At 32.6% G+C, this 20,752-nt stretch carries 24 protein-coding genes; 16 read left to right on the top strand and 8 right to left on the bottom strand.

All coding sequences use genetic code 11. The features are described 5' to 3' along the window. Window positions 1–5: 5 nt before the first annotated feature. The 4 genes from OEA66_RS15385 to OEA66_RS15370 form a co-directional block, all read right to left on the bottom strand. Window positions 6–473, bottom strand: a complete 468-nt coding sequence (locus OEA66_RS15385) for a DUF1648 domain-containing protein (RefSeq protein ID WP_267282225.1) — start codon at window positions 471–473, stop codon at window positions 6–8. Window positions 474–479: 6 nt separating this feature from the next. Then, window positions 480–1,196 (bottom strand): C40 family peptidase, encoded by a 717-nt coding sequence (locus OEA66_RS15380; RefSeq protein WP_267282224.1) that lies wholly within the window; start codon window positions 1,194–1,196, stop codon window positions 480–482. Window positions 1,197–1,277: 81 nt separating this feature from the next. Further along, window positions 1,278–1,925: an O-methyltransferase gene (locus tag OEA66_RS15375; RefSeq protein WP_267282223.1), complete on the bottom strand. Its 648-nt coding sequence runs from the start codon at window positions 1,923–1,925 to the stop codon at window positions 1,278–1,280. A 375-nt stretch (window positions 1,926–2,300) separates the two neighbouring features. Beyond that, complete coding sequence (locus tag OEA66_RS15370) at window positions 2,301–3,134, bottom strand: OmpA family protein (RefSeq protein ID WP_267267014.1); 834 nt, start codon at window positions 3,132–3,134, stop codon at window positions 2,301–2,303. Window positions 3,135–3,220: 86 nt separating this feature from the next. On the opposite strand from OEA66_RS15370, the gene tilS reads away from it, so the two are divergent. From tilS to OEA66_RS15340, 6 genes are all read left to right on the top strand, one after another. Next, the gene (tilS, locus tag OEA66_RS15365) at window positions 3,221–4,543 is read left to right on the top strand and encodes a tRNA lysidine(34) synthetase TilS (protein WP_267282222.1); all 1,323 of its coding nucleotides are present in this window, start codon (window positions 3,221–3,223) and stop codon (window positions 4,541–4,543) included. Between the two features lies 1 nt (window position 4,544). Then, entirely contained in the window at window positions 4,545–6,611 is a 2,067-nt protein-coding gene (locus OEA66_RS15360; protein ID WP_267282221.1) for a protein-disulfide reductase DsbD family protein, read from the top strand. A 204-nt stretch (window positions 6,612–6,815) separates the two neighbouring features. Beyond that, window positions 6,816–7,340, top strand: coding sequence for an ExbD/TolR family protein (locus OEA66_RS15355; RefSeq protein WP_267282220.1), 525 nt, complete (start codon window positions 6,816–6,818; stop codon window positions 7,338–7,340). A gap of 61 nt (window positions 7,341–7,401) precedes the next feature. Further along, window positions 7,402–7,932, top strand: a complete 531-nt coding sequence (locus tag OEA66_RS15350) for a hypothetical protein (protein ID WP_267282219.1) — start codon at window positions 7,402–7,404, stop codon at window positions 7,930–7,932. 11 nt (window positions 7,933–7,943) lie between these two features. Next, entirely contained in the window at window positions 7,944–8,726 is a 783-nt protein-coding gene (locus OEA66_RS15345) for an alpha/beta fold hydrolase (protein ID WP_267282218.1), read from the top strand. Between the two features lie 89 nt (window positions 8,727–8,815). After that, window positions 8,816–9,607: a patatin-like phospholipase family protein gene (locus tag OEA66_RS15340; protein WP_267282217.1), complete on the top strand. Its 792-nt coding sequence runs from the start codon at window positions 8,816–8,818 to the stop codon at window positions 9,605–9,607. 34 nt (window positions 9,608–9,641) lie between these two features. Here the strand turns inward: OEA66_RS15340 and OEA66_RS15335 are convergent, their stop codons facing one another. Beyond that, entirely contained in the window at window positions 9,642–10,646 is a 1,005-nt protein-coding gene (locus tag OEA66_RS15335) for a DHH family phosphoesterase (RefSeq protein WP_267282216.1), read from the bottom strand. Window positions 10,647–11,113: 467 nt separating this feature from the next. Between OEA66_RS15335 and OEA66_RS15330 the strand changes: the two genes are divergently transcribed. From OEA66_RS15330 to OEA66_RS15310, 5 genes are all read left to right on the top strand, one after another. Next, window positions 11,114–11,374: a hypothetical protein gene (locus tag OEA66_RS15330; RefSeq protein WP_267282215.1), complete on the top strand. Its 261-nt coding sequence runs from the start codon at window positions 11,114–11,116 to the stop codon at window positions 11,372–11,374. Window positions 11,375–11,454: 80 nt separating this feature from the next. Next, window positions 11,455–12,312, top strand: coding sequence for a hypothetical protein (locus tag OEA66_RS15325; RefSeq protein WP_267282214.1), 858 nt, complete (start codon window positions 11,455–11,457; stop codon window positions 12,310–12,312). Continuing rightward, window positions 12,305–12,724: a DUF1573 domain-containing protein gene (locus OEA66_RS15320; protein ID WP_267282213.1), complete on the top strand. Its 420-nt coding sequence runs from the start codon at window positions 12,305–12,307 to the stop codon at window positions 12,722–12,724. The genes OEA66_RS15325 and OEA66_RS15320 overlap by 8 nt, the downstream gene beginning before the upstream one ends. 95 nt (window positions 12,725–12,819) lie before the next feature. Beyond that, a complete protein-coding gene (gene rpmH, locus OEA66_RS15315) occupies window positions 12,820–12,978 on the top strand; it encodes a 50S ribosomal protein L34 (protein ID WP_034755721.1) in 159 nt (52 codons plus the stop codon). A 155-nt stretch (window positions 12,979–13,133) separates the two neighbouring features. Then, window positions 13,134–13,844, top strand: a complete 711-nt coding sequence (locus OEA66_RS15310; protein ID WP_267267024.1) for a cell division ATP-binding protein FtsE — start codon at window positions 13,134–13,136, stop codon at window positions 13,842–13,844. Window positions 13,845–13,889: 45 nt separating this feature from the next. On the opposite strand, the gene OEA66_RS15305 is transcribed toward OEA66_RS15310, so the two are convergent. From OEA66_RS15305 to OEA66_RS15295, 3 genes are read right to left on the bottom strand one after another with little or no spacing between them, the layout of a single operon-like run. Further along, window positions 13,890–14,594, bottom strand: coding sequence for a tRNA1(Val) (adenine(37)-N6)-methyltransferase (locus OEA66_RS15305; protein ID WP_267282212.1), 705 nt, complete (start codon window positions 14,592–14,594; stop codon window positions 13,890–13,892). Next, window positions 14,594–16,048: a sensor histidine kinase gene (locus OEA66_RS15300; RefSeq protein ID WP_267282211.1), complete on the bottom strand. Its 1,455-nt coding sequence runs from the start codon at window positions 16,046–16,048 to the stop codon at window positions 14,594–14,596. Before OEA66_RS15300 ends, OEA66_RS15305 begins: the two co-directional genes overlap by 1 nt. Then, window positions 16,038–16,634 (bottom strand): riboflavin synthase, encoded by a 597-nt coding sequence (locus OEA66_RS15295; RefSeq protein WP_267282210.1) that lies wholly within the window; start codon window positions 16,632–16,634, stop codon window positions 16,038–16,040. Before OEA66_RS15295 ends, OEA66_RS15300 begins: the two co-directional genes overlap by 11 nt. A gap of 49 nt (window positions 16,635–16,683) precedes the next feature. On the opposite strand from OEA66_RS15295, the gene pdxA reads away from it, so the two are divergent. From pdxA to accC, 5 genes are all read left to right on the top strand, one after another. Then, a complete protein-coding gene (gene pdxA / locus OEA66_RS15290) occupies window positions 16,684–17,775 on the top strand; it encodes a 4-hydroxythreonine-4-phosphate dehydrogenase PdxA (RefSeq protein ID WP_267282209.1) in 1,092 nt (363 codons plus the stop codon). Window positions 17,776–17,859: 84 nt separating this feature from the next. Then, window positions 17,860–18,384: a YceD family protein gene (locus tag OEA66_RS15285; RefSeq protein ID WP_267282208.1), complete on the top strand. Its 525-nt coding sequence runs from the start codon at window positions 17,860–17,862 to the stop codon at window positions 18,382–18,384. 59 nt (window positions 18,385–18,443) lie between these two features. Beyond that, window positions 18,444–18,647 (top strand): 50S ribosomal protein L32, encoded by a 204-nt coding sequence (rpmF, locus tag OEA66_RS15280; RefSeq protein ID WP_034678990.1) that lies wholly within the window; start codon window positions 18,444–18,446, stop codon window positions 18,645–18,647. Window positions 18,648–18,774: 127 nt separating this feature from the next. Beyond that, window positions 18,775–19,257, top strand: a complete 483-nt coding sequence (gene accB, locus OEA66_RS15275) for an acetyl-CoA carboxylase biotin carboxyl carrier protein (protein WP_267282207.1) — start codon at window positions 18,775–18,777, stop codon at window positions 19,255–19,257. A 98-nt stretch (window positions 19,258–19,355) separates the two neighbouring features. Continuing rightward, window positions 19,356–20,711, top strand: coding sequence for an acetyl-CoA carboxylase biotin carboxylase subunit (gene accC, locus OEA66_RS15270; RefSeq protein ID WP_056075035.1), 1,356 nt, complete (start codon window positions 19,356–19,358; stop codon window positions 20,709–20,711). Window positions 20,712–20,752 lie beyond the last annotated feature (41 nt).

Here is a 20,752-nt window from a genome sequence, read left to right as displayed (position 1 = left end):
AGTTTTTATTTATAGATATATGCGGTAATAATTGCTGCCATTACACTTATAAAAATAATGGGTATAAATAATAAGATGTGAACTCTAGCTTTTGAATCGGGGTTAAAGCTGTACCTAAAAATATAATCCTGAAGATTTAAAAACAGGAGCAAAACCAAGAACAGAAGCCACTTCATCACAAGAGTCATTATGAAATATTGAATTTCATAATTTGCCTTCGTAAGTTCTATCGGGAAATTTCCATTTTCAGGATTTTGAGTAATGAAAAGGAAAGCTACATAGAAAATACCTGATAAAATGGGCAATAAAAAAGCAAATTTCTTCTTTCCAAAATGATCTGGCTTACCTTCAAAATCAAAGTGAGTGGGTATTTTTTCAGGAAGTTTTTTATAAGTTCTGAGAGTATAGCTCCATAAAAACAGAACCAATAAAAAATTCAGAATATCTAAAATTATTAAAACTGCACTTCCCATAAAGATTTAAAGAACGTTTTTAATGACTCTCAATTTATGAGTATGTTTGTTTAATTCTTTATTGAAAATTCCACTGGAATCCAATGTATCAATTCTTACTTTTCCTGAAGCGTGAATGATTTTTTGGTTTTCAAGCATAATACCGACGTGAATAATCTTACCTTCAGAGTTTTCAAAATATGCCAAATCACCGGGTTGACTTTCTTCAACAAAACTCAAAGCTTCACCAACTTCTGCCTGCTGATAAGTATCTCGAGGCATTTTTATATTATGAATTTTATAAATCAACTGTACAAATCCGGAACAGTCAACCGCAAAAAAGCTTTTTCCACCCCACAAATAAGGAATATTCAGAAATTCTTTTGCCGTTAAAGCAATACTTTCACGCACATCATGACTTCTTCGTGAGGCAACCGCAGGAAATTCCACCTCAGAACCCATTGAAAGCAATGTTCTTCCGTCAAGAGTCATTACCGAAGAAAAATCTTCTGTAATCAACGTTACTTTTCTGTTAGCAAGATATTCTTCTGTGACAGGTTTGATTTGTTTGGTATCCATCCAACCTTCATAGCCATCGTAGTGCATTTTAATTTTCGTCCAGTTTTTATTGACTTCCAAAATATCTGCACTTTCACCATACAAAATTTCGGTCACAATTTCTGCTCTGTCCGAATTTTCAGCACGAACAGGCGCAACAGTCACGATACAAATTCCTTTTTCCATTTATATTTTAATTAATATTAAGGTTTAGGCACAGGTTGAGAAAATTATTTTACATATCTCAACCTTAAACTCAACCTCAAATTATTTCCTTCTCAGGAAATTCACTCCGTCTCGCAAAGGTAAAATAAGATTTTCAAAATCTTCATCTTTTGCCGCTAAATCATTTAGTTCTTTGATAATCTGCGTTGATTTTTGCTTTGGATTTTCCTCTAAAACCTTCCCGTACCAGAGCACATTATCAAATAGAACAACAGAGCCGGATTTCGTTTTTGGTTTAATTAATCTGAAATATTCAGCGTAATTTTCTTTATCAGCATCAATAAAAACCAAATCGAAAACCTCTTCTGTATTTCTCAAAAACTCTTTCGCATCTTGGATTTTAAAATCTATTTGCTTGGAATATTCACTTTCAGAAAAATATTTTCTTGATAAATAAGCTAAATCTTCATTCACATCAAGTGTTGTAATTTTACCTTCAGAAGATAAACCTTCCGCTAAACAAAGCGTTGCATATCCTGTAAAAGTTCCGATTTCCAAAACATTTTTAGGATTAAGCATTTTAGAAATAATCGTTAAAAGTCTTCCTTGCTGATAACCGGAAATCATGTGTGGCTGAGTCGTTTTCTGAAAAGTTTCCCTTCTCAAATTTTTAAGAATTTCAGGCTCTGATGAGGCATGATTTTCTAAATACCTATCCATTTCAGGATTTTTTTCTTCAAAAAAGCTCATTTTTTTTATTTGTTCAAATTTAATTAAAATAAATTGGTGTGTTTAAGGAAAATTCAAACTTCGATAAAAAATACCGTAAAAACACGGATTGCCGAGATGACCATTCTCCGTTAACTTTGCACCACTGCAACGAAACTGACAGGAGGTAAAAATACTATATGAAGATGGTGAAAATAAAGTTATTATCAGCGAAAAGAACTCAGAAAAGCACTAAAAACAATCCTTCCGCACAACACAAAACCCTAAAAAGAAAGCGCAGTAATTTCTTAGATCAAATTATATTACTTCTCAAAAAAGAAGATGTAGTCTAACAAAACACAATAAAAAAATTCCGATAATTGCTTATCGGAATTTTTATTAATATTAAATCAGAAATTATTTCTTAGGAGTGATATCCATTAATTTCATGAATTCATCAAGCTTAGGCATAATGATGATTTCAGTTCTTCTGTTCTCAGCTCTTCCTGTAACGCTCATATTTGTCGCTTTTGGATTGTACTCTGAACGACCTCCCGCTGTAATTCTTGCAGGATCTACACCAAATTGACTTTGTAAAACTTTAGCAATCGCTGTACCTCTCAATGCAGAAAGATCCCAGTTATCTCTTGGTAAGTTTGCAGAGCTTAATGGCGCATTATCTGTATTCCCTTCGATTAATACAGAATATTTATCATAATCATTGATTACTTTCGCTACTTTGCCTAAAACTTCCTGAGCTGCAGGTAAAATATTGTAATCACCAGTTTTGTACAACAATTTATCTGATAATGAAATCATTACCACACCTTTAAGAACTTTCACCTGAACATCCTGATCTGTTACATTATCCAAAGATCTTTTCAGTTTGTTTGATAAAGCTAAATTTAAGCTGTCATTTTTAGCATTTGCCGAAATAAGCTGCTTGATATAAGAATTTGAAGAATTGATTTCTCCAACCAATTTATCAATATTCGCAGAGCTTTTTCCTGTATTTGAAAGACATGCATCCAAAGATGATTTCAAAGCATCATGCTGACTTTTTAATAAGTTGTTTTCCGCTGTTAACGTAGAATTTTGACCTTTCAGATCCTGAATTTCACGTTGTCTTTCACCAATATTCTCAATACACTGTTTGTAGTTACCACTTAAGGCATCATACTGCTTCTTACTTACGCAAGATGTCATTCCCAACACCACTGCCGAAGCCATTAAAATTTTAAAAATCTTCATAAATAAACTTTTTAAACGATTTCAAAGGTAACAAAATTCATTTTAATAAATAGGCCTATCTTTGTCTAAAAGAAATTCAGAGCATCATGCTTTCACAATTAACTTTCGAAAAACGGCTTCAAAATCTTATAAAAACTTCTAACCAAAAAACCTATCTTTTAGCAGTAAGCGGAGGTGCAGATTCTATGGTTTTGGCGTTCCTGTTTAATGAGTTACGGATTTCAGGTTGCAAATTTCAGGTTGCGCATATCAATTACAAACTTCGTGGAGGAGATTCAGATTCGGATCAGAAGATTGTGGAAGATTTCTGCAAAAAAAATAATGTTAAATTTCATTTATATGAAGCTTCGCAGAAAGATGAAAAGCCCGAAAATTCAATTCAGCTTTGGGCAAGAGAACTTCGTTACAGATTTTTCAGAGAGATTCAGCTAAAAGAAAATTTATATTTTTTGGTAACGGCTCATCACCTGAACGATCAGCTAGAAACATTTATTATCAATCTTTCAAAAGCTTCAGGAATTAATGGTTTAAGCGGAATTCCAGCGAATGAAAATAATATTTTGAGACCATTGCTGAATTTTTCAAAAGAAGAAATCTACCGGTTTGCTGAAGAAAACAAAATTGATTTCCGTGAAGATCTTTCGAATAAAAAAAGTGATTATTTAAGGAATAAAATCAGAAATGAGATTGTTCCAAAGCTTTCAGAAACCAACGAACAGTTTTTGGAAAACTTCAGAAAAAGTATTTTATATTTAAATCAAACTAAAGATTTTGTCAATCAACAAATCAATGAAATTGAAAAAAATCTTTCAATTAAATCTGAAGAAAACATTATTTTAAATAAAGAAAAACTGAATCAAGAAACGGATTTTATTCAATTTGAAATTTTAAAAAAATACGGATTCAATCAACCAGAAGAAATTCAGAAAATCTTTACCGCAGAAACCGGAAGTTCATTTAATTCAAAAGAATTCAAATTAATTATCAACAGAAACGAATTGATTTTCATTAAATTAAATTCAAACACAGCAATTCAGGAAGAAATAATTTTAACCAATACCATAGAATCTAATCAAAAAACAAGCATCAATCTTTCTCAACACATTGAAATCATTGACGAAATCAATAAAGATTTGAATTGGAAATTTGATGCCGAAAAAGTTACACATCCGCTGAAACTTCGTGTAAAAAAAGAAGGAGACCTATTCTACCCTATTGGTTTTTCGGGGAAAAAGAAAGTTTCGAAGTTTTTTAAGGACGAAAAATTGTCTATTTTAGCGAAGCAAAAAATCTGGCTTCTGACAGATGGAAATGACGCTGTTTTGGGCATTATTCCGTTCAGACAAGATCGGCGATACGCAAAAGATGAGAAAACTCAAAAGGTTCTCACAATTTTTAATCAAAAGTAAAATGAAATTTAAAAACTGGTTTTTACTGATTCTTCTGTTTTTGGCAACAGGAATCAATGCACAAATCAAAAATCCCGTAAAATTCAAATTCGCAGTCAATGACCTTGGCAACAATCAGTACGAAGCCGTTCTGAATGCAACATTGGAAAGCGGATGGCATATTTATTCAAGAGATATTCCGGAAGACACAGGAATTCCTACAGAATATGTTGTTTCGGGAAAAAATATTGAACTGATTGGAAAATTTCAGGAAATCGGAAAAAAACATGAAGAATTTTCTGAAGCTTTCGGCGGAACGATTATTTATTATTCTAATTCAGCAGGTTTTAAACAAAAATTTAAATTAAAAGATCCAACGAAAGCGGGAGATCTTGTTGCAGAAATTACATATCAAACTTGCGACGACAGAGTTTGCCTTGCTCCGAATACTTTAGAGTTCAACAAAAAGATCAGTCCAACCGGAATTACAGAAATAACAACTGATGAACAGACAGAATCTGCTAAAGATTCTACAAAAGCTGTTGAGAAAGTTATTGAAAACCCTTCAAAAGGAGAAATTGTTATTACAGAAGCTTCAAAATTAGACCCTAAACAATTAAAAATCTCATCTATTGATATTTCAAAACCATTAACAGATTGTGGCGTTGAAACTAAAATGGAAACAAATTATTGGAAAATACTAATCTTAGGTTTTCTGGGCGGTTTGATTGCACTATTGACTCCGTGCGTTTTTCCGATGATTCCGCTAACGGTTTCTTTCTTTACAAAAGGTAATAAAAACCCAGCAAAAGGAAAAAGAGACGCTTTTGTTTACGGTTTTTTCATCTTGCTTATTTTTGTATCACTGAGTATTCCTTTTCATCTAATTGATGGTATTGCAGGAAACATATTTAACGAAATTTCGACTAATGTATGGTTGAACATTTTGTTTTTTGTTGTGTTCATTTTCTTTGCGGGAAGTTTTTTCGGATATTACGATATTACTTTACCAAGCTCAATTGCCAACAAATCTTCGAAAGCTGAGGAAGTAGGCGGAATGGTTGGTATTTTCTTCATGGCTCTTACTCTAGTAATCGTATCTTTTTCTTGTACCGGTCCTATTTTAGGAGGTATTTTAGGAAGTATTTTAAGTGACAGTTCGGTGGATATCCCTACGGTTCTTACGTTTGCTTTGGCAGGTTTTGGCCTGGCTTGGGCAATTGTTTTCGGATTATTAGCATTGTTCCCACAGGCTTTACAGAGCCTTCCAAAATCTGGAGGTTGGATGAATACGGTAAAAGTTGTTTTAGGTTTTGTGGAATTGGCTTTGGCTTTAAAATTCTTATCAAAAGCAGATTTAGTATCTAAAACTTTCTTAATTAAAAGAGAACTGTTCATAGCCATCTGGATTATTATTGCAATTGGATTGGTCATTTATTTATTCGGATTGATAAGGTTTCCGCATGACGATAAAAAGCCAAAAATCTCCCTGGGAAGAAAAATTATCGGTGTTTTAGGAATTGGTTTTGTGGTGTATTTAATTCAGGGATTAATTCCAGCAGAAAGACCAAAACTGCAATTATTAAGCGGAATTCTACCTCCACTGAATGTAAGTTATTTCCATGACGAAAAAGACGGAATTTTAGGTATGCATCCTGAACATGATTTCTTTAAATCAATTGAATTAGCTAAAAAAGAAAACAAGCCCATTTTGATTGACTTCACTGGTTATGGTTGTGAAAACTGTCGTAAAATGGAGGAATTTGTTTGGAGCGAACCCGATATTTTACCTATTCTTCAGAACGATGTAGTACTTGCATCTCTTTACGTAGATGACAAAGAAGAACTTCCTGAAGATCAAAAAACAAAAATTGATTTAGGCGACGGGCAAGTAAAAAAAGTAAAAACAATTGGTGATAGATGGAGCCTTTTCCAAAGTGTAAATTTCAACAATAACTCTCAACCCCATTATGTTTTGATTACTCCGGAAGGAAAATTAATCAACACGCCTGTTTCAGGATATATGGATAAAGAAGATTTTAAAAAATTCTTGGAATGCGGTGTTAATTATTTTAAGAATAACAAATAAGATCGTTCAATTATACATTCCAGCCTTATCAATTTTGATAAGGCTTTTTTAATTAAAATAACCATTACTTATTAAAATTAGAATCATTTTAACAATTTAACATTAAATTAAAAATTTAGGTATAAACTTTGCATCGAATCAATTTAAAGTGAAATAAAATTTAACTGATTTTTAAAATTTGTTCAACATTTAAAAAACTGAATTATGGCTGAAGTTATTACCCAAGAAAAATCCGGAGGCAAACAAAAAAAGAAAAACGTCAAAATCGATATGACACCAATGGTCGATTTAAATTTTTTATTATTGATGTTTTTCATGTTTACATCAAGTTTCTCAAAACCCAATGTGATGGATTTGGGATTGCCTGGAAAAGATCCAAATCCCCATCCTATTAATGATATAGTGATTGACCAACGCAATCAAATCACTTTCATCATTGGAGAAAACAACAGAATCTTTTATCATCAAAGCAATGAAAAAGATTTAACAGACTCAGGTTTAAAAGAAACAGATTACAATGGTCTGAATGTTTCAAAAATTATTTCTGAAGCCTATCAAAAAGCTCCGAAAAAAGAAATTTTCACCATCATTGTAAAACCAACCGATGATGCGAATTACAAAAATTTCGTAGATATGATGGATAATATTTCAATCTCCAAAAAAGAACGATACGGAATAAGCGACATCAAACCCTGGGAAAAGAAAGTTTACGAAAACGTAATAAAATAAAACCTTCGAGCATTTTTATAATGCTCTTTTTTTATATAAATTTGAGAATAAATTTCAAACCATGATGAAAAACATTTTAGTTTTAGCAGGAATCGGAATTCTTACTTTATCGTGTTCAAAAAAAGAAACGACAACTGTTGAAAATAAATCAGACAGCACAAAAATTGTAGATTCTATCAATGCTGCCAGAACAAAAATTAACGACAGTATTAAAGCCAAGAAAAGTGAAAACCGTTTCAAAGATTTTAACGGAAATCATAAATTCACCTACGAAACTTCAAACTTTAAAAAAATTATCGGAAATATTGATTTCAAAAAAATTGAAGGAGAAAGAGACAATTACAATGTTTCAGGAAGCATTAAATCTGGAAATAACTCTGTAAATATTCAAGGCTTTGTACAAGTTGTTTCTCCTAAATACATGAATTTCACAGGAGAAATCACTCAAAAAATACCTGAAAACGACAACGGAAAACCGTACACCAGAAAAGGCACAAAAACATTTGCCTCTAAAGACGGTGGTAAAACCTACAGACTTCAGGATATGGTAAATGGTTCAGGATTTGTAGATTATATCGACATTCAATATTAAAATTTAAGGTTATGCTCAATTTTGAAAAAAAAGGCGAAGGAAAAGAGACATTGGTTCTGCTTCATGGTTTTATGGAAAACATTTCAATCTGGAGCGACCTTGAAAAAAAACTCTCCAAGGATTTCGCCCTTTTAAAAATAGATCTTCCGGGACATGGAAAATCCGATATTTTAGCGGAAGTTCACACCATGGAAATGATGGCTGAAGAAGTAAAGAAAGTTCTTGATCATCAAAATTTAGCTAAAATACATTTGCTTGGTCATTCGATGGGTGGCTACGTTTCATTAGCTTTTGCCGAGCAATTTCCTGACATCTTAAAGAGTTTAACTTTATTTTTTTCCACTTATTTTCCGGATGATGCAGAGAAAAAAGATCAGCGTATAAAAAGCTACAGAATTATAAATGATGCTTTTGCACATTACGCAAGAGCCGGAGTTCCCAATTTATTTAATCCCAATGAAAGAGATGTTTTGGAAGGAAAAATAGAAACTGCGCTGGAAGTTGCGCTATCTACCAACAATCTCGGAGCTTTAGCCTGTGTAAAAGGCATGGTTGAAAGAACCGATAAAAAACATATTTTAGAAAATTTAGAGTGCCGGATTTTAGTTTTAGCAGGAAAACATGACAATGCAGTAAAAACTGATAAAACAATCAATAATCTTCCCGATCGCACCAATATAAAATCTTATATTCTCGATTGCGGTCATAATGGTCATTGGGAAAAACCTGAAATTTGTGCCGAAATTATCAATACCGAACTTCTTCATCACTTGCCCAAAAAATTTTTGCTGTAAAGCATAAACTAAGATTTAAAATCAATACAAAACAGAATCAACAAGGTTTTAAAATAAATCATGTATCTTAGTAAGGCTTAAATTTTTCAATGGGTTTATTCTCTTTCAAAAAAAAGAAACCGATTATAGGACTTACACTTTCCGGCGGCGGAATGCGCGGAATTGCCCATATTGCCGTTCTAAAAGCTTTGGAAGAATATGATTTGAAACCTGACATTATTTCGGGAACAAGCGCAGGATCAATCGTTGGAGCGTTTTATTCTTTCGGGAAAACTCCTGATGAAATGATGAAAATTGTACATGAGACAACTTTTTTTTCACGTTCATATCTCAAACTTTCTAAAAATGGAATTTTCAGTTCAAAATTTATTCTAAAACTTTTTAATGATCATTTCCCTGAAGATGATTTTAAAGTTTTAAAAATTCCGGTCTACGTTGCAGCAACAGAAATGACCCACGGTATCGTAGATTTTTTCTCTGAAGGTGAACTTTTCGGACCACTTTTAGCCTCATCAAGCGTACCTTTTGTTTTACCTCCTGTAAAAATTGGTGAAAAAATTTATGTTGATGGCGGAGTTTTAGACAACCTTCCAATTGAGCCTATTATTGATAAATGCGATTTTTTAATTGGATCACACGTCAATTCCATCAGTTATGACGGATTAGAAAACATGAGTTTAATGAAAGAATTTGACCGCATTTTACACTTAGCGATTGCAAAATCTGTTTATTCTAAAGCCAGTCACTGTGATATTTTTTTAGACCCTCCAAAAATGACGAAATTCAGTTTATTCAATAAAAAATTTCTGGACGATATGTTTGCAGAAGTTTATGATTACGCTTGTAAAGAGCTTGAGGAAAAAGGTTATAGAAAGTTATAACTTTTGAATTATACATTATTGCGTAACTAACTTACTACAAATTCTCTTCAGCAATTCTGTTTTTAAAAGTTTCGATTGTATCCGGTAAAGACTCCATTGATTTCCCTCCCGCTGCATTAATATGACCTCCTCCACTGAAATATTTTCTTGAAAATTGATTCACATCCACATCATCTTTACTTCTGAAAGAAATTTTAATAAAATCTTCATACAAATCTTCCATGAAAAATGCTGCCATTCTGACCCCGACAATACTCAGTCCGTAATTTACAAAACCTTCCGTATCGCCTTTCTGGAAACCATATTCCTGAAGTTCTTTTCTCGTCAAATATAAAACTGCAACTTTTCCGTCATTTACCACTTCAATTCTACCTAAAATTAAAGCCAACAAATGCATACGTGAAACGGTATTTGTATCCCAAGTATTCGAAGTAATCACAGAAGGATCTGCACCTTTTTCAATCAAATTAGCTACAATTCTATGCGTCGCCGCACTGGTAGAACGGAAACGGAAACCGCCTGTATCGGTCATAATTCCTGTATAAAGACATTCTGCAATATCTTTATTAACCAACTTTTCATCACCCATTGCTTCGATAAAATGATAAACCATCTGACAAGTTGCCGGAATAATTGTATCAGAATATACAAAATCAAAATCTTCAGGTTGTTGATGGTGATCGATAAGAATTTTTTTAGCTTTCGCTCTCATCAACCAATCACCTAAAAGTCCGATTCTTGCAGGAGAATTAAAATCAAGACAGAAAATAACATCGGCTTCATTAATAATGTCAAAAGCTACCTTTCTTTTGTATTCACCGATGATATTTTTCTTTGCTTCAGGCATCCATTTCAGAAACTTCGGAAAATCATTTGGAACGACAACTTCAGCTTCCAAACCTTTAGCTTTCAGATAATGTTTTAAACCTAAACTTGATCCAATAGCGTCTCCATCCGGGTTATAATGGGTAAGAATTACAATTTTATTTTCCGGAACAAGCAATGTATTGATTTCTAAAAGTTCTGCAGGTGTAAACATTTTCTTTAAATTTGAGTTTCCAAAGATAAAGGTTTTTAATCTAGATAACATTTACAAGTTCTCAAACATTTTTTTGCTTTTTTAAAATTAATTATTACATTTATTACTAATCAATAAAAACACAATAACTAAAACAACACTAATGATGAAAATATCCTCAGTTACAAAATACCAAAATTCTTTTTTATAACAATATTTAAGTTATAAAACAAAAACTCAAATCTAGCAATTATTATTTTTCAACGTCGATTGAAAAATTCAAAACATTTGTAAATACTATTCGCCTTTATTATTTTTCACGTTGCGTTTTAAAAGGATAGCAAAGAACGATATAAAAAAATAAAAGAGTTGATAATATTTCAAAAAGGTAGGAAAACCTGAAGCCTCCCTCAGAAAGGAAAGATTAAAAATTTCAAAGAGAAATAAAAATTGAATAAGTAGGGATTAAAACATCAATATTTATAAACATGAAAAAAAATGTAATTTTATCACTTGTTATGATTTTAACAAGTTCATTATTTGCTACTAATGCGAAAGCAGATTGGAATTGTACAAAAGACGGATATGTTGGACCAGATGGAACTAGCTGTTTATACTATGATGCTTCAACTAAGTGTTACATGAGAGTAGAACATCATAGGGCATTCTTTGGACTATTTCAATGGAATACTGTTTCAATTGCTGGTTGCAGTCAGCAATCCACAGAACTCACATCATCAGTAGAGTAAAAAAATAACACTTGGTATTGTAGAAAATTTCCTACAATACCAAGTTTAATAAAAAGATATTTTATCAACTTAAATATTTTATGAAAAAAATATTAAATATTGTTCTCCTTTTTATTTTTGGCTGTTATTTCTGTCAGGATATCCAAGGATTTGTTTCTAATGAAAACTTAATAGGAATCGAAAATGTAACTATCAGCATTAATAATAAAATAATAGCTCATACTAACGAAAAAGGCAACTTCGTAATTGCTAATTCAAAAGAATCAGACACCATACTATTTAGTAAAAGTGGTTATTTAACAAAAGATATTCTGATGAAAAATTTCAAACAGAATAATTATAAAATAATTTTAGAAAGAGTATACGACATTGAAGCTGTGATTTTTAACGAAAAAGAATATAAAAAAATAAATTACGACTATACTCTTAAAAAGCAGGCAAATATAAGATTCATACCATATCCTAACTGGGAAATGGGCATGAAATTTAAAAATGATTTAGGAAAGAAAGGCTTCGTAAGCGATGTAACTTTATACTTACATAAAACAGATACAGATGTAAGAAACACTGATGTAGAAATAAACTTTTATACAATAGACTCTCTTACAGGGAAGCCTAAGACAAAAATTAATAAAACTAAAATCATTTATACGCCCACAAATAAAAGCAGAAAACATGCAGTTGTAAACGTAGAAAAACTAAAAATTCCTTTTGCTTTAAATGGTGTTTTTGTAAGTATGAAATGGCTTCCCAATGAATTTAATGATAAAAAACTGGGCCCATCTATTAGATATACAACATCATCCGATGAAAAACTTACTTATGAGAGATTATACGGAGACTGGGAATTAAGTGGTGGACAAAACCCTCGTAAAGAGAGCTTCGTTAATATGATGATGGGTCTTAAAGTTTATATTAAAAAAGCAAAAAATGAGTAAAAAATATCTATATATCATCATAGGAATATTAGTTCTTGTAATAATTGGTTTTGCAACACATGAGAAAACAGTCACTTTAATTATGAAAAATAAGGAAAATGGAACTACTGTTGACTTTGGAACATTAAAGAAAAAGAATATTTTATCAAAAAACTATACTTTTAAATATATTAACGACATGCATGATACTCTAAATGTCTATGGAGTTCTTGATGGATGTGACTGCACAGCGAGTAAAGTAAAAGAAGGAATATACTTTCGTAATGACACAATTTCAGTTGAAACAGATTACAATCCTAACAAATATAATGATAAGGGACTTACTGTTAAGCAAATATTTTTAGTAACAAATAAACCTGTTTCAAAATTTGATACGATTTATCCTTTGACACTGAAAGGCATTGTTGAATAAATTAAAAAAAGATGTATAATATTTGCATCTAATAAAAAAATCTATATCTTTGCAACCTGAAAATTAATAGATAATTACGACTTAAACATATAGTAATGAGTAAAAGAACATTCCAACCATCAGAAAGAAAGAAAAGAAACAAGCACGGTTTCAGAGAAAGAATGTCTACGCCAAACGGAAGAAGAGTTTTGGCAGCGAGAAGAGCTAAAGGTAGAAAGAGTCTATCTATCAGTTCTGCAAGAGCTAAAAGATAATTCTTTAGTTACAATATACAGATTATGCTTGAAAAGTACTTTTTCAGGCATTTTTTGTTGTTAAAATATACTAATTTTTTAGGTTTATAGAATATCTTTTTTTATTTTTAAAATCTGAAAAATTGCTTTCTGAAAAGCCTCTTAAAAATCAAATTATGCCACATACAAATATCACGGGAGACAGCATCGTAAGTCTGCAAAATGCAAAGATTGCCCAAAAAAACTTTACGGTACTTTCTGACGTCAACCTTAATATCAAAAAAGGAAGATTCTGCTACCTTATCGGGAAGACAGGTTCGGGAAAAAGCTCATTGCTTAAAACTCTTTACGGACACATTCCGTTGGTTGCAGGACAGGCAAAAGTTGTTGGTTTTGATTTGGCAAAATTAAAGGCTTCAGATATTCCAAATTTGAGAAGAAAACTGGGAATCGTTTTTCAGGATTTTCAATTATTGTCTGACAGAACGGTTGAAAAAAATCTAAAATTTGTTTTGGAAGCTACAGGATGGAGCGACAAACAAAAAATGGACGACCGTATCAACGAAGTTCTTTCAAGCGTAAACATGAAAGGCAAAAAACATAAAATGCCGCACGAACTTTCCGGTGGAGAACAGCAACGTATTGCGATTGCAAGAGCTCTATTGAATCATCCAGATTTAATTTTAGCAGATGAACCTACAGGAAATTTAGATCCCGAAACTTCAAATGAAATCATGACTCTCCTTAAAAAAGTTGCTGAAGATAATCACGCAGCAGTTGTAATGGCAACTCATGATTATCACATGATTCAAAATTTCCCGGGAGAAGCAATCAGATGTGAAGATGGGAAAGTATCTGTTTTAGATACGGCAGAATTATTTGAATAAAAAATTTAGATATTAATAGATTGAGAAAACACTACTTTCTAAAATCTAATCTCTAACTTCTTTGAATACATGAAACTCTTTGGTGAGTTCAAGATATTGGTCCGAGTATTTTCTCGGACTTTTTTCTATCGTAAATTCAGATTCTTCTAAATCTTTTTCAGTTAATGAAAATTCCAGAATCAATCTTTTTATTTTTGAATTATCTATTCCTTTAATATTAATTTTTCGGATTAAAAACAATTGATTTTCATGAGCCAATCCAATAAAAATATCCCCAATTTCAAAGGGAATAATTACTGAAAAAATTCCGTTTTCAGAAAGTAGTTCTGAGGATTTCGAAATCAACTGCTGAAAGTTCAATTCTACAGTTTGCCGCGCTAATTTATCTTTTTCAGAACCCGATTCTTCAAAATATGGCGGATTTGAAACGATGAAATCGAATTTCTCATTGGTGTCAAAATTTTTAAAATCTTGATGACTATTTTTTAATCTTAAATTAAAAGAAGAATTCACAAAATTAATCTGGGTAAGATTAGCTGCTTCTTCATTAATATCAATTCCTAAAAACTGCGCAGAAGAATTTCTTTGAGCCAACATTAATGAAATCAAACCCGTTCCAGTTCCTATTTCCAAGACTTTTGTTGCACTGGAAACATTTGCTAAAGCACCTAACAGAACACCGTCTGTTCCAACACGGAAAACGTTTTTTGACTGTTGAATTTCAAATTGCTTAAACTTAAAAGGTTTCACTATAAATTTGTAGGTAAAGTGATTGTAAAAGTAGAACCTTTCCCAACTTCAGATTTCACAGAAATTTCACCTTTGTAATCTTCTACCATTTTTCGAACCATTGATAAACCCAGTCCCATTCCGCTGTTTTTGGAAGTAAAATTCGGCTCAAAAATTCTTTCGTACATATCATCGGGAATTCCTATTCCATTATCCTGAACTGAAATAATTACCCTCCTTTGATGCTGTTCGATATCGACATTAACTAAAAGATTTCTGTTGTCACTTTGCGCCTGTTTCGCATTTGTAACCAAATTCGTAATGATTCGTGAAAGAAAAACACGATCCATTGTAATCATAATATTACTCTTATTAGCATGAACAAATATCTGATCATCATTGAAAACCCTTAAAATATCTTCAACCTCAGTATTTAGATTGATTACTTCATTATTTTTTTCGGGAAGTTTTGCAAATTCAGAAAAAGCAGAAGCAACTGTTGCTATAACATCAATCTGATCAACCATCGTTTTACTCATTTGCTTCACTCGTTCAGTAACATTCGGATCATTTGGATCAAATTTTCTCTCAAAATTCTGAATGGTCAGTTTCATCGGTGTCAAGGGATTCTTCACTTCATGAGCAACCTGTTTTGCCATTTCACGCCAAGCTTCTTCGGATGCTTTAAAACGTAGTCTTTCTTTTTGATCCTGAATCTGAAGAATCATTCGATTATAAGCTCTCGCCAAAGCATTTAATTCATCATTTTTATAATATTTGATAGGTCGCATTTCATTCTCAAAAAGAGTGATACGCGTAATCATGTCTGAAAATTTTGTAATATTTTTCGCTAAATTATTTGAAGTAACCCAGCTCAGCCAAATACTGAAAATTATAATTAAAAGATCTACCAACAGAATATAAATTACATACTTATGCAAAACATCCATATAGGCAGATTCGTTGTGATACAGAGGAATATAAATGATCCCGATTGGTTCCCAATTATTATTTTTCAGCACCAGATATGAAGAGGTATAAACCGCATCTTTTACTGCATCGTAACCACGAATATCATATCTCGTTTCTTTAGAAAGAATACTATTGACAATCTTAATAGGAATTTTCTTTCGATCAACTTGGTTTTGCTCTTTATTAGAAAGTAAATAATTACCTTTTAAATCATAAATAATAATATCGTGCTGATTGATATCGGCAATTTCAAAAATCTTACTGCTTAAAACTTTTTTAAGATCACTCGTTTGAACAGAAGAACGGCTCAAAGCATAATCAAAATATGCCATGACTGCATTGGTTTTGTTCTGCATATCAATCTTACTCTGCTGAAGCGCATTATTTCGCAAAACAAAATAAGGAACAAGAGAAGATGCCACAACACTTAAAAGACATATTAACAAGAAACCGAAAAATACCCGGTTTCTCAAACTATATCCTTTATATTTATTAAATGCCATTCTGCCTATTAACTAATTTTGAAATGTACTTACCTATGATATCAAATTCCAAGTTGACTTTATCGCCCACCTGAAGAGTATTCATATTGGTAAATTCCCAAGTATAAGGGATTATAGCTACAGAAAATTGAAAATCTTCACTTTTAGCTACCGTTAAACTAATTCCATTTACGGTGATTGAACCTTGAGGAACTGTAACAAAATTACCTTCTGAATTATATCTTACAGTAACAAAATAACTGCCATCTTTGTTTTCGATGCTTACAATTTCTCCGGTTTTATCTACGTGACCTTGTACAATATGTCCGTCAAGCCTCCCATTCATCATCATACAACGTTCAAGATTGACAACACTACCCTCTTTCCAGTTTCCTAGATTTGTTTTTTCTAAAGTTTCATTAATTGCCGTAACTACGTATTGATTGTCTTTAATCTCAACAACGGTTAAACAACAGCCATTATGAGCAAGACTTTGATCTATTTTCAATTCGTTCGTAAAAGGGCAACTTAGTGTAAAGTCTATATTAGTTCCGTTCTCCTGTATTTTTTCAATAACTCCTACTGCTTCAATAATTCCTGTGAACATATTATTTTTTGCTAAATTTGTAAAATTATAATCTTCAAAGATAATCAAAATGAGCCCAAAAAACCATAAAGTACGAGTAGGAATTTCAATTGGTGACTTCAACGGCATCGGCCCGGAAATCATCATGAAATCTCTGAAAGACAAAACCATTACAGATTTTTTCACTCCTGTTATTTTTGGTTCGGGTAAACTTTTTACTTATCAGAAGAATCTTTTTAAATTAAATTTAAACTTCAACTACATCACAGAAGCCTCACAAGCACAAAACGGGAAACTGAATATGGTAAACCTTGTGAAAGAAAATTCTAATGTAGAACTAGGAAAACCTACCGAAGAATCAACAAAAATGGCAATCGATTCTCTTGAAGCAGCGACCGAAGCTTTAATAAAAGGAGAAATTGATGTTTTGGTAACTGCGCCTATCAACAAAGATGAAATGGTGAAAATGGGTTTCAAGCACGCAGGTCACACCGGTTATTTTGAAGAAAAATTTAACAAAAAAGGATTGATGTTTTTGGTAACGGAAGATTTAAAAGTTGCCGTTTCTACACATCATATTCCTTTATCACAAGTAGCTGAAAACATTTCTAAAGAAAAAATTAAGAAGCAGATTCGAGCTTTAAACCAAACATTAATTGAAGATTTTGCAGTAAGAAGACCAAAAATTGCTGTTTTAGGTCTAAACCCACATTCTGGTGACGGCGGCGTGATCGGAAATGAAGAAATTGAAATTATTTCTCCGGCAATAAAAGAACTTTCAGACAGCGGATTCCTTACTTTCGGACCTTTTCCTGCAGACAGTTATTTTCAACCAGGAAAATATAAAAACTATGATGCTGTTTTGGCGATGTACCACGATCAGGGATTAGCTCCGTTTAAAACATTAGCGTATGAAGAAGGGGTAAATTATACTGCTGCACTTCCTTTCATCAGAACATCTCCGGATCACGGTGTTGCTTATGATATTGCAGGAAAAAATATTGCAGACGAACAAAGTTTTGTGGAAGCTATTTTTATGGCAATCAAAATTTTCAATAACAGAAATGATTATAAAGATTTGATGAGCAGCCGTTTGCAACCAAAAAGAATGCCTTCAGATAACGGAATTGATGAAGATTTACCTGTAGAAAATGAAATGTAAAATTTACAAACGGATTAAAAATTAATTTGTTACGGATTTTATTTGTAATATTAAAAAAATTGCATATTTTTGCACACTCATTTTATGGACAAGTTAAGAAACTACGATGTAAGCTTTTCCGGATTAAAAACCGGCAAACATGAGTTCAAGTTTGAGATAGATAAAGAGTTCTTTCAATTATTTGACACTGAACAGGAATTTACAGAGCCTAAAATTACAGTAGATGTTTTGCTTGACAAACACACTACTTTTTTAGAATTTGAAATTAAAGTTGATGGTACAGTAGAGTTGGTTTGTGATATTACAAACGAAAATTTCACTCATCCCATCGAAAACCAAATCGGTATTTTGGTAAAGTTTGGCGAAGAATACGATGACAGCGAAGAAGATGTGATCACCATTCCTACAAACGACCATGCTTTTAATGTATCTCATTTGATTTACGAAAACGTGGCACTTTCAATACCAATGAAAAAAATATCACCTAATATAAGTGATGAAGATTTGGAAATTCTTGAAAAATTCAGTCCAAAAGAGATAGAAGAAGAGGAAGAACAGCAAGGCGATCCTAGATGGGACGCACTAAAAAATTTAAAGAATAAAAATTAAATAGTTTAATGATGGGATGAGGAATCTCATCGATCATCAATTAAAAAAGTTATTACAAAATGGCACATCCAAAGAGAAGACAGTCGTCTACAAGAAGAGATAAGAGAAGAACTCACTACAAAGCTGTAGTTCCTCAATTAGCAAAAGATGCTACAACAGGTGAAATGCACCTTTACCACAGAGCTCACTGGCATGAAGGAAAACTTTATTACAGAGGTAAAGTAGTATTGGAAAAAGAAGTAGCAACTACTGAAGAAAACTAAGAGTCGCTTTTCTTCGAAAAACACTCGTTTTAATACAGAAACCGCCCGATTTTTATAAAATTTGGCGGTTTTTTGTTGTTTTTTATGTTTTTTTGGTATCTTTGGCCCAAAATCAAATATCAAATTTATGGACATTAAAGACATACAAAATCTTATTAAGTTTGTATCTAAAGCCGAAGTTTCTGAAGTAAAATACAAAACAAAAGATTTCGAAATTACTATTAAAACACCACTTGGAGGTAATGAAGTAAGCTATGTTGCTCAACCTGCAATGTATCAGCAAGCTCCTCAACAAGTTGCTCCAGGTCATGCTCCTGCTCCAGTTTCTGCATCTCCAGAAAAGACTGAAGCTGTTTCTGATGACAGTAAATATGTAACTATTAAATCTCCAATGATCGGAACTTTCTATAGAAAACCATCTCCCGATAAAGACGTTTTTGTAAACGTAGGTGACGAAGTTTCTGTGGGGAAAGTGGTTTGTGTAATCGAAGCAATGAAATTATTCAACCAAATTGACTCTGAAGTAAGCGGTAAAATCGTTAAGATTTTAGTTGATGATGCTACTCCAGTTGAATATGATCAGCCATTATTCTTAGTAGATCCATCTTAATAGAAGTTAGATGTTAGACATTAGATGTTAGACTACAATTCTACATTCAAATAACATTAATCTAATTTTCAAATTATCTAATTTTCAAATTTAAGAAGATGTTCAAAAAAATATTAATTGCCAATCGTGGCGAAATTGCAATGCGTATTTTACGTACTTGTAAAGAAATGGGAATCAAAACAGTTGCAGTATATTCTACTGCAGATAAAGACAGTCTTCACGTAAGATTTGCTGATGAGGCTGTTTGTATTGGTCCTGCGATGAGTAAAGACTCATACCTAAAAATACCTAATATTATTGCGGCTGCAGAAATTACAAATGCAGATGCAATTCACCCTGGTTATGGTTTCTTATCTGAAAACGCTAATTTCTCAAGAATCTGTCAGAAAAACGGTATCAAATTTATTGGTGCAAGTCCTGAGCAGATTGAGAGAATGGGAGACAAAGCTAACGCTAAAGCAACCATGAAAGCAGCAAATGTACCTTGTGTACCAGGTTCTGAAGGTTTAATTGAATCTTACGAACATGCTGTAAAAACTGCTGAAGAAACTGGCTATCCTGTGATGATCAAAGCTACTGCCGGTGGTGGTGGAAAAGGGATGAGAGCTGTTTGGAAAGCTGAAGATCTTAAAGAACACTGGGAATCTGCAATTCAGGAAGCTGTTGCTGCATTCGGAAACGGAGGTATGTATATGGAAAAACTGATTGAAGAGCCAAGACATATCGAGATTCAGGTTGCAGGTGACCAATTTGGTAAAGCTTGTCACCTTTCTGAAAGAGATTGTTCTGTACAGAGAAGAAACCAGAAATTAACTGAAGAAACTCCTTCTCCGTTCATGACTGACGAGCTTCGTGAGAAAATGGGTGAAGCAGCAGTGAAAGCAGCAGAATTCATCGGTTATGAAGGTGTAGGAACGATTGAATTTCTTGTGGACAAGCATAGAAATTTCTATTTCATGGAAATGAATACAAGAATTCAGGTTGAGCACCCGATTACTGAACAGGTAATTGATTATGATTTGATCAGAGAGCAAATTCTTTTGGCAGCGGGAACTCCAATTTCAGGAATTAATCATTATCCGAAATTACATTCAATTGAATGTAGAATCAACGCGGAAGATCCTTATGCTGATTTCAGACCTTCACCGGGAAAAATCACTGGATTAAATATTCCTGGAGGACACGGAATCAGAGTAGATACTCACGTTTATTCAGGATATACAATTCCTTCTAACTATGACTCAATGATTGCAAAATTGATTACAACGGCTCAAACCCGTGAAGAAGCAATTGCAAAAATGAAACGCGCTTTGGAAGAATTCTATGTAGAAGGTGTAAAAACTACAATTCCTTTCCACAGACAATTGATGGAAGATGAAGCTTATCTTTCAGGAAATTACACGACAAAATTCATGGAGAGTTTTGTAATGGATAGAAAATATGATAATCATTAAGATTATTTTGATATAAGTTTTAAACCGTCTCACATGAGGCG

It is taken from the genome of Chryseobacterium luquanense (genome assembly GCF_026460945.1).
Classification (GTDB): domain Bacteria; phylum Bacteroidota; class Bacteroidia; order Flavobacteriales; family Weeksellaceae; genus Chryseobacterium; species Chryseobacterium luquanense.
This window is presented reverse-complemented; position numbering and strand designations above follow the sequence as displayed.